We start from the raw sequence: 13,215 nt of genomic DNA, 5'->3' as shown, positions 1-13,215 counted from the left end.
TTCTTATGGTTAAAATATGAATTGAAAGTTCTCCAGACAATCAATTGAGGCAAGTTCGTTCTTTTCAAACAGAATCGTTCAAGCATGAACAGCGAAAAATTATTTAAATATCTTCTAATAGGCAGTGGCGTTTTAATTGTATTAATTGCAATTGGAATTGTTACGACCCTATTTATTGGATCCATTCCTTCTTTTAAAGAATTTGGATTTGGATTTATATATTCTTCAGAATGGAATCCGACTGAAGGCAGAGAATCTTATGGTGCATTGCCATTTATAATCGGAACTTTATTAACGTCCATTCTGGCTTTACTTATCACATTTCCTTTTGCCTTTTCAATCTCCCTATTTTTAGGTGAATATTTTAAGAATGGCAAATTGCCTTCCTTTTTAAGATCTGTTGTTGATCTTCTAGCCGGTATTCCATCCGTAGTTTACGGATTATGGGGTTTTTATGCACTAAAACCATTGGTTGCTGAGTTAGGCTTAAATGCTCAGGGTTTTGGAATTTTCACTTCTTCCATCATTCTTGCAATCATGATTATTCCTTACGCTTCTTCTTTGGGTGCCGAGGTAATTTCAATGGTTCCTGGGAGTTTAAAGGAAGCCGCCTATTCTTTAGGAGCAACTCGATTCGAAGTGGTTCGAAATGTTATTGTCCCAAACGCAGGATCAGGAATATTTGCAGGATACATACTCGCATTAGGAAGAGCCATTGGGGAAACCATGGCAGTAACCATGCTAATTGGTAACTCTAACAAAATTCCAACAGGAATATTCGATTTGGGCAACACCATGGCAAGTTTAATTGCCAACCAATTTGGCGAAGCCGAAGGTCTTAAATACACTGCCTTAATAGAAATCGGTTTACTCCTATTCGTTATTACAGGTATTGTGAATTATATCGGCAAATTAATTATGAGAAAATTATCGGCCTAGCCTTTATCATATATAGAAATGAATATCTCTACAGAACTATCAGACAGAAAAATGAAGCAGCGCTTGTTTAAGGATAAGATCTTTACCTATGTAATGATGTCTTTAGCCTTTCTTTCGAGTGTACCTTTGTTTTTAATACTTTATCAATTGGTGATAAAAGGATATCGTCAATTAAACATCAATTTTTTCTTCGAGGTAGCTCCCGATACTATGGAGGCGATGATTGCTCTTGCAAATAATGAAATCATTCCTGGCGGTATTGCAAATGGTATCGTGGGAACTCTAATAATCGTTGGAATGGCTTCGGTAATTGCAATTCCCTTAGGTATTATTTGTGGGATTTATTTGTCTGAAAACTCAGAAGGAAAATTTCCAGGCATTGTTCGATTTATAGTGGACATGTTACAAGGAGTACCTTCCATAGTTTTAGGTGTTATAGGTTACATCTGGATTGTAAAACCTGTAACTGGTGGATTTTCAGCATTAGCAGGTAGTGTTGCCTTATCTATAATGATGTTGCCATCAATTGTTCGTTCTACTGAAGAAACGCTTAAAATGATTCCCGGCACTTTAAAAGAAGCAGCACTTTCTCTAGGTGTTCCCTATCACAAAACAATATTAAAAGTGATACTACCGACCGGGATATCAGGCATTCTTACAGGAGTAATACTTGGGATATCAAGAATTGCTGGTGAAACGGCACCGCTTATGCTAACCGCACTAGGAAGTACTGCGATTAACACGAACATTACAGAACCATCGAGCGCAGTTCCTCTCTTGGTTTGGGAGTTTTACAACGATCCAAATCTTGTTAATATGATATGGAGTGCCTCTCTAATTCTACTACTTCTAATCTTATGTCTGAATTTAACAGCCAAAGCAATTGCAAAAAAATGGAAAGTACAGTACTAATGAAAGAAAAAGAGTTGACAAAGCAAACATATAAAGATAGCAGTATGATACAGTCTCCTATAGAAAATATAGCATCGCCAGTTCTAAAAATCGACGATTTGTCGGTTTCATACGGTGGTGACAAATATGCCATAAACAATGTATCTGCAGGAATAGCTAAGAACAAAATTACGGCAATTATGGGACCTTCGGGATGTGGAAAAAGTACACTTCTAAGAGCCATAAACCGCATGCACGAATTGTATCCAAACACTCATAACAAAGGAGCTGTTTATTTAGGTGATGAAAACATTTACAAAATAAATCCCATACAGTTGAGAAGAAAGATTGGAATGGTTTTTCAACGTCCGAATCCTTTTCCTACAATGAGCATTTACGACAATGTTATAGCAGGATTCAACTTAAATGGAATAAGATTAAAACGTTCCGAAAAGGATGAAATAGTCGAAAAGTCCTTACGAGAAGTTGGTTTATGGGAAGAAGTTAAAGATTCCCTGCACAATAAAGGAACCTTTCTTTCAGGAGGTCAGCAACAACGCTTGTGTATTGCTCGTGCACTGGCATACACGCCTGACATTATCCTTTTAGACGAACCCACATCGGCTTTGGATCCTATCGCAACAGCTAAAATTGAAGACCTTTTGGTAAAATTGAAAAAGGATTTCACCATTGTTTTGGTTACACACAACATGTCGCAAGCTGCGAGAATATCAGATTATTCGATGTTTATGTATTTGGGCGATTTAGTGGAATATGGCAAAACCAAGCAAATGTTTACCATGCCTAAAGACAAACGAACCGAAGAGTACCTAACCGGTAAATTCGGTTGATGCCCTTCTCCTTTTGTTAATTTATAAATTATGAATTCGTAATTGAATTATCCATGTCAATAAAAAAAGATAAGAAATTTGATAAGCTCCATACCGATTTCGCCAAAATGAAATTGATACTTCAGGAGCAATTTGAAATACTGGAAGATGTTGTTTTACTAGGATTGGATATTATCGACCCGAAACAAGTTGCAAAGTTCAAACAAAATGAGGAAAAGCTCGATCAGTTTGAACTGAAAATGAGCGATAACATTATACAAACTATGGGCTTGCAACAACCTATGGCAAGCGAACTTCGATTGCTTTTCTCCTATTTCAGAATGATTGGTCATATCGAGCGAATTGGGGATCAGCTGAATAACGTGATGCGATTTATCGATAAAATGGAACCTCCGTTCATTCCTGAAAACCAAAGAGAATCCTTACTCAACATGCTTTCTATTAGCGAAAAAATGGTGAGGAAATCCTTAATCTCATTTGAAGATAGCGACAGAGAATATGCCATTTGGACCATCAAGAATGATGAACTGGTGGACGAAATGCAAAAACAGCTCTTGCGAAGAATGGTAAAAAAAGAGACGCCTCAAGGGATAGAAGAATCTAAAATATACAATCTACTTAATTTTGGTAGTATTCTGGGCAATATCGAACGTATAGCCGATAATGCCACCAATATTGCTGAAGCTTCTATCTATTATCAGCAAGGAATCGATTTGCGTCATCAGGATTTACCCGAGGAAGAATAACTTTATTATCAACTGAATTTGCCTAAAACCTTCAAGTATAAAATTAAAATCTTAACCCTATAGATTTCAGATAAAATGACAGATTTAAAGATATTGGTCGTTGATGATGAAGAGGATTTGTGCGAAATCCTCCAATTCAACCTCGAACAAGAAGGATTTACAGTAGATACTGCATTCTCATCAGAACAAGCACTAAAATTAGAGCTTAGTCAATACGATTTCTTTCTCCTTGATATTATGATGGGAGAAATTTCGGGTTTAGAACTGGCTAAAATCATACGTCGAAATCCAGATCTGGCAGATAAGCCAATACTGTTTATCACAGCCAAAGGAAGCGAAGACGACAAATTAAAAGGATTTAATGCCGGGGCGGATGATTATGTTGCCAAACCCTTTTCGGTTAAGGAAATAATTGCCAGAATTCATGTGATTTGTAAAAGAGTTTTCACCACAACTCAAAAGGAAATTTCCTTTGAATACGAAGACATGAAACTGATTCCAGAGTCGAAAAAAGTAACCATTAATAATATAGATGTAGGTTTGACCAAAACCGAATTTGAGATTCTACAATTGCTACTAAATCACAAAGGGAGAATTTATTCAAGAGATGAAATCATGCACAAAATATGGGAAGGTGACACCTTTGTTGGAGATAGAACTGTAGATGTAAATGTAAGGCGAATCAGAAAAAAAATTGGCGAATATCACAAACTGATCAAAACAAAATCAGGATATGGTTATTATTTTGAATCGCTCAAACAATAGCAAAACAGAATTGATAAATATATCCTACATTTATGCCTCGTTAGGCAATTTAAATCTCAAAAGCAGATTCATGTAATGCATACATGAATTTAATTTTAAACGCACATGCACACAAACATTCATACCTCAGGATCGAAATACAAGAAACGATTGTTCTTTTTCTTCTTTATCATCGTCCTGATATTCTCTATCCTTATCGGAGGCTTTCAATATCAACAAGAAAGAGCTTATCGCCGCGAAAAACTGGAATATGCTCTAAATATTTATACCGAGCAGGTTCAGGAATTAATCCGTAAAAAAGATATTCTTCAAAATCTTCAGTTTACTGAGATTGATTCGCTTCGTTCTTTAATTCCCGATCGTAACATTCGAATTTCAGTAATCACTTTAAAAGGTGATGTAATTTATGATTCGGATGTAGAACATTTAGATCGCCTTGACAATCACCTGAACCGCCCCGAGGTTCAAAAATCATTGCATTCTTCAAAAGGCAGCAACATTCGACTCTCGGGCTCAACCGGACAAACCTATTACTATTATTCCAAGCATTATTACACGCATTTTGTACGTACGGCTTTGCCTTTTAACGATAGTGTTGTCACCTTTTTAAAATCGAATAATATATTTCTGTATTTTTTAATCGGTTTGTTTGGAGTTACCGTAGTATTTCTGATTTATGCAACAGAGCACTTTGGAAATTCCATTTCTAAATTGAGAAAGTTTGCCATTAATGCAGCCAAGAATAGACCAATTGATACCAACGAAGATTTTGGCAAAACAGAACTGGGCGAAATCAGTAAGCAAATTGTGAAGATTTACGAAAAACTGAGCAAAACAAAAGAAGCCTTACAACAAGAAAAAGACAAATTGTTTGCCCATCTGCAAATTGCGCAGGAAGGTGTTGCTGTATTTGATAAACAGAGAAATCTAATTCTTTGGAACAGCCATTTTATCGATTACATCAACTATTTATCAAACATATCAACACACAACTATCAGGAAATATTTGACTTGCCCGAATTAGAGGAAATCAACGATTTTATCAATACCAACATAAAAGAGTTGGAATCAAATTACATTCCAAATGTGGATATGATTAGCTCGAAAAAAACGGTGATTATAGGACACAAAGTATTTTTATATCAAGTAGTGGTGTTTCCCGATTGCAATTTCGAAATCTCGATTCACGACAATACCAAGTTGGAAAACGAGAAGACCATTAAGCAGGAAATGACTTTAAATATTGCACATGAGCTAAAAACTCCTGTTACTGCAGTCTCTGGATTTCTGGAAACCATTAAGGACAATCCAACCATGCCCGAGGATAAAAAAATACAGTTTATTGAGCGTTCCTGTGTGCAAATTAACCGACTTTCGAACCTGATTCAGGACATTTCGGTACTCACAAAAATGGAGGAAGCGCAACAATTGTTCTCGGTAGAAAATGTTGATATCAAGCTGATGCTTGACGAAATGATGGATGATTTTGAGTTGAAGTTGGAGAAAACAAAAATGAAAGTAGACCTACAAATTCCAGCGGACTTAAACATTAAAGGCAATAGCGAATTGCTCGATTCTATTTTTAGAAACCTGATTGACAATTCTATTAAATATGCAGGTGATAGCTCTCTCATAGAAATCAACAACTATTTTGAGGATAACAATTACCACTATTTCTCCTTTGCGGATAATGGAATTGGAATTCAGGAAAAGCATCTGCCTAGAATTTTTGAGAGATTTTACCGAGCCGACAACGGAAGAGCAAGAAAAATGGGTGGTACCGGACTGGGACTCTCTATCGTAAAAAATGCGGTTTCCTTTCACCAGGGACGAATCTTTATAAAAGCACGTAAAGAAGGTGGAATTGAGTTCTTTTTCTCCTTGAAAAAGCAATTGTCATAAATACGAAGAACATTCTTTCCCTTAGGTTAATGATTATTTTATTCTTAGGCGTTCTCGCAATCAATACACCAGCTAATAAAAAGTAAACACTTCAGCGAATGGATCTCCTCTCTCAGGCGAGAGATTATATTCCTCTCGCTCGCGAGGTGTTATATCTCTCGAACGGGAGAGCACTTCTCTCTCGGGCGCGAGGTCAACACTCTCTGCTTCGAGAGACATCATTCACACTTAGAACAAATCCTCAATGTTTCTCCTAATACGACATTACCGTTACACCTTAGCTGCCACACAGAGTGTTTCTTTGCCTTTATACTACTTCGAGATCTCATTGATTGAATAAATTGGTTCTATTCTACCAACTACAGCAAATAATTGTTTCAATCTAAAACAATAGGTTATTGTCGAAAAATAGTTCTTACCTAATAACCCACTACAAGCGAAATAGGGACAATGGGAAAAAGCCAGTTTTATTTTACCTCTAAATTTCCATTGAAGACATATCTCCTAGCCTGCTTGCGAAATCTTCCCTGAGAAGTAAATTGAGTAGTAACTGACAAGTTATACAAACCAATTTTCAAATCTGCAGGAGCAACAAAAAACAGTTTTGACGGAGAATTTAAAGCCAAACTTCTCTTTGGAACAAATGTCTCGACCTTAGTTTCCTGATGAAGCAAATAGAGTCCCAAAACTTCTGAATCTCCATCAATTTTAATCTTAGATCCCAATACATGAATACCACCTCCTGGAGTAAGTACTGTATTCATTTGTCCGGAACTAAGATCGGTAACAGAGTTGATTCCTGCTTGTACTGGAGCCATTCCTCTAACTTCAACCTCGCAAGATTCGACAGCTTTTTTCAATTTTACTATTGGATTAGCCTGTACATGTAAGCCGTGCTTTTCTTTATCCCACTTGGCTGCATCGCCCTGAAACACACCATGAACATTCACATGAAACTGTGCCAAACCCAAATGAACTATCGCTCCCTTGGTAATTTGTTCAATAGCCAATTCACTGATTATTTCAAGGGTTGCCCTCATTGCAGATGCCCCTATATCTGTTCCTCGAGCAACAGCCAATTGAATTAAATCTTCTTCGCTGAATGTTTTACAACTTATTACTTTACCTATCCGATCCTCCTTTTTATCACCCAAGGGATAATCATACAGTTCTACCAAAAAGCGATCTTTAATTTTAGTTCCCATTTTCTAGTCTTTTAAACAAATACTTCAACATTATTTATTCTCATGATTATTGCACTGTTAAATGTAAACGAGAACTTTTTAAATATCATTATACCTAAGGGATTATTAATTATACATTTGGACCATTTTTGGAAGCATTAGCAAAAATAGATTCTACAATACAAGCAGTTTCGTTAACAAACGATCATTTTACAGTATCGATCTTTTGACTTTTTTTACTTTCGACTTTCTTTTTATCTTCACACAACATCAAATTTTATTCAATATGTACAAAGCGTCAGAAGACAGATACAATGATATGCCCTATCGTAGATGTGGAAGAAGCGGCTTATTATTACCCGCTATTTCACTGGGATTATGGCACAATTTCGGACATGTAGATGTATACGAAAATTACAAGCAAATTATTTACCAGGCTTTCGATCGGGGTGTTACCCATTTCGATTTGGCTAACAACTATGGTCCACCTCCGGGATCGGCAGAAGAAAACTTTGGTAAAATTCTAAAGGAAGATTTAAAAGCTTACCGCGATGAGATGATTATTTCAACCAAGGCTGGATATAAAATGTGGTCTGGACCTTATGGTGAATGGGGATCACGAAAATACCTGATTGCAAGTCTCGATCAGAGTTTAAAGCGTATGGGACTCGATTATGTAGATATTTTCTATTCACATCGCCCAGATCCAAACACGCCACTAGAAGAAACCATGATGGCATTGGATCATGTGGTTCGACAAGGAAAAGCATTGTATGTTGGAATCTCTTCCTACTCGCCAGATAAAACCAGAGAAGCTGCCAGAATTCTTCGTGAATTGGGCACACCTTGTTTGATACATCAACCAAGATACTCCATGTTCGATCGTTGGGCGGAAGATGGATTATTGGATACTTTAGAAAAAGATGGAATGGGGGCTATTGCCTTCTCTCCTCTTGCTCAAGGCATGCTTACAAATAAATACATTAAAGGAATTCCTAAAGATTCTCGTGCTGCCAAATCTCATGGCTTTTTACAAAAAGATCAAATAACTGATAAGTTGATTGAAAAAGTGAAAGCTTTAAATGATATTGCTGAAAAAAGAGGACAAAGTTTGGCACAAATGGCCATTGCCTGGTTACTAAAAGATGAACGAGTGACTTCGGTATTGGTAGGTGCCAGCTCAGTAAATCAATTGAATCAAAATATAGATAGTGTAAACAATTTACACTTTGAAGTCTTCGAATTGGAAGAGATTGAAGAAATTCTGAAATCATAAGAATTTAACATCACATGCTAAGCACCTCATTAGTGCTTAGCATCTTCTTTCATTATAAATAAGATTACTAAGTATTCAATTTACTTTTCAAAATTTTCATATCCACCTCCAAAATTATCCATTCTTTATTTATGTGAATGCTTACCATATGTTTTTTATTCTAAATAAAACAACTAACGCAAGCATAATCTCCTATTAATCAACCAATACTTCACCAATAACAAACAACATATCATTTTTTTATGCTTTATTATAGGTATTGATGTTTGGCAGTCAAATCAATTTTGTTAATTTCACAAGGAGTAAATATAATGCTAACTTTAAAACTAGATTTATGAAATTATTTAAACCCTTTGTAAACTTAACCAAATCAGAATCTACAGGTGTATACACACTAAATGCGGTGGTTTCCGTACCAAAAGATTATGCTTTAGGCTCCATAGAACAAGGTCTTCTTGTAAAAAATGAGAAAAAATCGTGGGCAGTTACGGCAAGTGTAACAACTAATGGCTCGATAGAGACCGATATTGTTGAATTCTCAGTTCCATTAAAGCAAGGACCTACTGAAGAAATTAGTACAGTTACAATGGTTATGGTCGAAACATCTAAATTGGGTTCTGTTGCCAATCCATCTGAAGACGACAGTACTGATGTAAATTATGATGATGCTGAAGAGACTCTACCTTAAATATTCATTTTAATAAAATGAATGACAAAGCAATAATTATAAACTTTGTCATTCATTTTTTATATCTTGAACCTAATTACATCATTGTTTGTATTCTATGCGCCTAATCGCCCTCATTCTATTCTTATTCCCTTTTATTACTTCTTCACAAATTGTTGAGGAGGTAGAATTTTCATTAGATTCTATTAAGAATATAGAAGATAAGATCGCTTATCTCAATGAATGGACAGGGAAAAACTACCGAAAAAAGCCACAGGAAGCTGAATATTACGCACTTCATACAATTCAACTTGGACAGGATTCAAAAAATTATTCTGGCATTGGAGATGCATATATACGTATAGGATCTATTTACAGACGAAAAGGACAATTCGATTTTGCTTTATTAAACTACAACAATGCAATTGATAATTTTTCTCTTGCATCTGATTCTGCAGGAATGAACCTCACTTACCTGAATCGAGGTCTCATTTTAAGGAAAACAGCGAAATATGATCTCGCTCTCAAAGATTATTATTCCGTTCTCAAATATTACGAACAAAATTACAATGCGTCCATATTAATCAACGCCAATAACAATATAGGGGTAGTATATAAAGATCTGAAAAATTATAAAGAAGCATTAAAACATTATAAAAATGCCGCAAATTTGTGTGTAAATTCAAATAATCTATCATATTTATTTGGTGCAAACAATAATATTGCAGTGGTTTACACATTGCAGAAAAACTATAAGGAAGCTTTAAATTATTACAATAAAAATCTTATTATTTTAGAGAAAAAGCCAAATAAATACAAATTCGCTCAAACCTATCACAATATTGGAAATTGTTTTCTTTCTTTAAAACAATACAGCCTTGCTCTTGAATATTACAATAAAAGTCTTGAGCTTAAAAAATCAATTGGTAATAAAGATTTTATCACAACAACATTAAATAGCTTAGGTAATACTTATTATAGAACTGAGAATTACAATAAAGCTCTAACTTACAGCAAAGAAGCTTTTAACCTAACTTTGAACACCAATAATCTTGCTTATAGAAAAACCAGTTGTAAGGAACTATTTAATATCTATTCTCACCTAAACCAACCTGATAGTGCAATACACTATTTTGTACGATATGAAGCACTTAAAGACAGTCTTATAAATCGAGAAAACTTAAGTCAAATTTCAATTCTTAAAACAAAATACGAGACTGAAAAAAAAGAAGCTCACATTGCCATATTAGAGAAAGAGAACAAGAACAAAGTAATGCAACGAAATGGCTTAATGATAATTCTGGTTTTAATTGCTGCTTATGCTGCTTTTATCGTCAGCTCCTATTATCGCAACAAGAAAACAACTCGTTTGTTAAGCCTGCAAAAAACAAGAATAGAATGGTCTAAAGAGATTTTAGATCAGAAAAACAAAGATCTTCTGGTATCGAATCAAACCAAAAACAAGTTGTTCCAAATTATCTCTCACGATTTGCGTTCGCCATTGGCTTCGGTATCAGGAATTGCCAAATTGATACAAATTTTCATACAACAAGGCAGATACGGCGAGTTAAATGATTCAAGTAAAGATTTAGGTGAAAGTGTTACACGAGTACTCAACCTAACTGACAATTTATTATCCTGGTCCTTAAATCAATCAGGTCGTTTGCCCTACACACCTGTAGTTCTTTCGGTAAACAAGCTATTGTCAGGAATATTCGAAACCTATCAGTCAGTAGCCCAGGAAAAAAGCATTCACATGGAGCTTACTGCCTGCGATTCTCTTTTCATTTATGGAGATCGTTCCATGCTGGAAACCGTTGTTCGTAACCTAATAAACAATGCCATTAAATTTACGCCTGATGGTGGTATTATAATGGCAGGTGCCAAACTAAAAGATGGCATCACCGAAATTTGGATTAAAGACAGCGGTAAAGGAATTCCAGAAGAACAGCTTTTAGACCTATTTAAATTGGACGATGGTAAGTCAAACCTTGGAACAAGAGGTGAACGGGGTAACGGGCTTGGATTAATCCTCTGTAAAGATTTTATCGCTCAAAACGATGGTGAAATTTGGGTGGAAAGTAAAGAAAATATTGGTTCCACTTTCCGATTTACCGTTCCCAATGCCGAAAAAGTATATCAGGAAGATTTGATTTCGAAACAATAATAACAATCTATCAGAGACACAAAGCATTGTGTCTCTACTATCATTTCAATTTTCATATTCTACAAATCTTAATACCTGATTCCGTTTTTTGTGAAGAATTATTACTACTTTTGCGCCCTGAATTAGCAAAATAAAGGATAACGTATATATATGATTTCGGTTTCAAACTTATCAATTCAATTCGGGAAAAGAACGCTTTTCCAGGACGTAAATATCAAATTTACACCAGGCAACTGTTATGGTGTAATTGGTGCTAACGGTGCAGGTAAATCTACCTTCCTAAAAATTTTATCGGGCGATTTAGATTCTACTACCGGTAATATAATGATGGAACCAGGTGAGCGTATGGCTGTTCTTAAGCAGGATCACTTCGAGTTTGACGAGTTTACAGTTTTGGATACTGTTGTTACAGGTCACGCAGAATTGTGGGCTATCATGCAAGAGAAAAATGCCATTTATGCAAAGCCTGATTTTTCGGAAGCGGATGGTATTAAAGCATCTGAGCTAGAAGAGAAATTTGCCGAAATGGACGGATGGAATGCCGAAAGTGATGCTGCAGAATTGTTGAGTGGTTTGGGAATTAAAGAAGCCATGCACTACAAAACCATGAAAGAATTAAGTGGTAAGGAAAAAGTACGTGTCTTGCTTGCTCAGGCATTGTTTGGTAATCCTGATAATCTTCTTTTGGATGAGCCTACCAATGATCTTGACCTTGAAACTGTAATGTGGTTGGAAAGCTATTTGGCTAACTTCAACAATACGGTGATTGTTGTTTCTCACGACCGTCACTTCCTGGATTCGGTTTGTACCGATATCGTAGACATCGACTTTGGTAAAGTGAAAATGTTCTCGGGTAACTATACTTTCTGGTATGAGTCTAGTCAGTTGGCGGCTCGTCAGCAGGCACAGCAGAACAAAAAAGCCGAAGAAAAGAAGAAAGAACTTCAGGAGTTTATTGCTCGATTTAGTGCCAATGTTGCTAAATCCAAGCAAACTACTTCCAGAAAGAAAATGATCGACAAGTTGAATATTGAAGACATTCAGCCATCAACTCGTCGCTATCCAGGTATTATCTTTCAGCAAGAGCGTGAAGCTGGTGATAAGATCTTCTCGTGCACAGGCTTGAGTAAGGTTATCGAAGGAGAAACAATTTTTAAAGATGTTGAGTTTACCGTTGAAAAAGGTGAGAAAGTGATTTTCTTATCTAAAGATCCACGTGCTATGACTTCTTTATTCGACATTATTTATGGAGAAGATAAAGCCGATAATGGATCGTTCGAATGGGGTGTTACCATTACACCTGCATATTTACCATTAGATAACTCTAGCTTTTTCCAGGAACCAATTACTTTGATCGATTGGTTGGCACAGTATTCTAATGATACAAGTGAAATTTACCTTCGCGGATATTTGGGTAAGATGTTGTTCTCGGGTGAGGATATCTACAAAAAAGCCAATGTTCTTTCCGGAGGTGAAAAAGTTCGTTGTATGGTTTCAAGAATGATGTTGAAAGATGCGAATCTTTTGATTCTGGATACTCCAACCAATCACTTGGATTTGGAATCTATTCAGTCCTTCAACAACTCATTGATTAACTTTGGCGGAACTGTTCTAATGTCATCTCATGACCACGAATTTATTCAAACCGTAAGTACACGTGTTATCGAATTAACACCAAACGGAATTATCGATAAATTAATGGATTACGATGATTACATTACTAGCGAAAAGATTAAGGAACAGCGCGAAAAGATGTACAAATAAGTCTATATAAACCTTCAATACCTTTCTCCCCCTGGCGTTCGCGCTTGGGGGATTATTTTTGCT

General features: G+C 35.9%; 11 protein-coding genes. 10 read left to right on the top strand and 1 reads right to left on the bottom strand.

From position 1 onward, the window contains the following. Nucleotides 1-84: 84 nt before the first annotated feature. The 6 genes from pstC (at nt 85) to GCQ56_RS07205 (ending at nt 6,094) form a co-directional block, all read left to right on the top strand. Nucleotides 85-939: a phosphate ABC transporter permease subunit PstC gene (pstC, locus tag GCQ56_RS07230; RefSeq protein ID WP_152733745.1), complete on the top strand. Its 855-nt coding sequence runs from the start codon at nt 85-87 to the stop codon at nt 937-939. Between the two features lie 18 nt (nt 940-957). After that, nucleotides 958-1,851, top strand: coding sequence for a phosphate ABC transporter permease PstA (gene pstA / locus GCQ56_RS07225; protein ID WP_227006021.1), 894 nt, complete (start codon nt 958-960; stop codon nt 1,849-1,851). 44 nt (nt 1,852-1,895) lie between these two features. Beyond that, entirely contained in the window at nt 1,896-2,681 is a 786-nt protein-coding gene (pstB, locus tag GCQ56_RS07220; RefSeq protein WP_227006037.1) for a phosphate ABC transporter ATP-binding protein PstB, read from the top strand. 53 nt (nt 2,682-2,734) lie between these two features. After that, nucleotides 2,735-3,427, top strand: coding sequence for a PhoU domain-containing protein (locus tag GCQ56_RS07215; RefSeq protein WP_152733744.1), 693 nt, complete (start codon nt 2,735-2,737; stop codon nt 3,425-3,427). Between the two features lie 75 nt (nt 3,428-3,502). After that, nucleotides 3,503-4,192, top strand: coding sequence for a response regulator transcription factor (locus GCQ56_RS07210; protein WP_152733743.1), 690 nt, complete (start codon nt 3,503-3,505; stop codon nt 4,190-4,192). Between the two features lie 105 nt (nt 4,193-4,297). Then, nucleotides 4,298-6,094 carry an ATP-binding protein gene (locus tag GCQ56_RS07205; protein ID WP_152733742.1) on the top strand — a complete coding sequence of 599 codons (1,797 nt, stop codon included), beginning with the start codon at nt 4,298-4,300 and terminating at the stop codon, nt 6,092-6,094. Between the two features lie 467 nt (nt 6,095-6,561). Here GCQ56_RS07205 and GCQ56_RS07200 read toward each other — a convergent pair whose 3' ends face one another. Beyond that, nucleotides 6,562-7,299: a DUF4469 domain-containing protein gene (locus tag GCQ56_RS07200; protein ID WP_152733741.1), complete on the bottom strand. Its 738-nt coding sequence runs from the start codon at nt 7,297-7,299 to the stop codon at nt 6,562-6,564. 265 nt (nt 7,300-7,564) lie between these two features. Between GCQ56_RS07200 and mgrA the strand changes: the two genes are divergently transcribed. From mgrA to GCQ56_RS07180, 4 genes are all read left to right on the top strand, one after another. Beyond that, nucleotides 7,565-8,554, top strand: coding sequence for an L-glyceraldehyde 3-phosphate reductase (gene mgrA, locus GCQ56_RS07195; protein WP_152733740.1), 990 nt, complete (start codon nt 7,565-7,567; stop codon nt 8,552-8,554). 334 nt (nt 8,555-8,888) lie between these two features. Then, a complete protein-coding gene (locus tag GCQ56_RS07190; protein ID WP_152733739.1) occupies nt 8,889-9,242 on the top strand; it encodes a hypothetical protein in 354 nt (117 codons plus the stop codon). Nucleotides 9,243-9,339: 97 nt separating this feature from the next. Continuing rightward, nucleotides 9,340-11,388, top strand: a complete 2,049-nt coding sequence (locus GCQ56_RS07185; RefSeq protein WP_152733738.1) for a tetratricopeptide repeat-containing sensor histidine kinase — start codon at nt 9,340-9,342, stop codon at nt 11,386-11,388. Nucleotides 11,389-11,538: 150 nt separating this feature from the next. After that, nucleotides 11,539-13,152 carry an ABC-F family ATP-binding cassette domain-containing protein gene (locus GCQ56_RS07180; RefSeq protein WP_152733737.1) on the top strand — a complete coding sequence of 538 codons (1,614 nt, stop codon included), beginning with the start codon at nt 11,539-11,541 and terminating at the stop codon, nt 13,150-13,152. The last annotated feature ends 63 nt before the right edge of the window (nt 13,153-13,215 follow it).

This window comes from Marinifilum sp. N1E240, assembly GCF_009295825.1.
In the GTDB taxonomy this organism is placed as follows: domain Bacteria; phylum Bacteroidota; class Bacteroidia; order Bacteroidales; family Marinifilaceae; genus Marinifilum_A; species Marinifilum_A sediminis.
The sequence above is the reverse complement of the archived record's forward strand: the minus strand, read 5'-3'. Positions and strand labels throughout refer to the sequence as shown.